Annotated in this window: 1 pseudogene; it reads right to left on the bottom strand. The window is 67.4% G+C overall.

Features of this window, described 5'->3' with window-relative positions:
* Positions 1 to 356: pseudogene (locus tag RM532_RS15870) on the bottom strand (IS91 family transposase); the annotation flags it as partial.

The following is a 356-nucleotide window of genomic DNA, read 5'->3' as shown; positions in this document are numbered from 1 at the left end:
TCCCGCTGATCCGCGCGCGCGGCCACGCCGGCGTGCAGGGAGAAGCCGCTGACCTGTCCCGCCTGCTCGCCAAACGGGGGATCCTCCGCCGGCAGGGTCTGCAGCGTCATCACCTTGCGTCCGGCGTTGGGCCCCACCGCAATACGATAGGTAATCGAATGCCCCAGTACGGTGCTCATAGGGTCTTGATCAAGGTCTTCGCCTGCCAGCCAACTATGCTCGGCATCGCGCTCCAAAAGTCCCTGGCGCTCCAGGTAGCGCCCGACCCGGCGCGCGATGGTGTCGGCCAAGTGGGTGAGCTCCGCGCTCAGCGGCGCTTTGACCCAGCGAAAGCGAATCCGGCCATCGCCGCGCTC

The sequence above is a fragment of the Spectribacter hydrogenoxidans genome, assembly GCF_031846275.1.
Classification (GTDB): domain Bacteria; phylum Pseudomonadota; class Gammaproteobacteria; order Nevskiales; family Salinisphaeraceae; genus Spectribacter; species Spectribacter hydrogenoxidans.
Note: the sequence above shows the minus strand (reverse complement) of the source record. Positions and strands in the feature narration are given on the sequence as shown.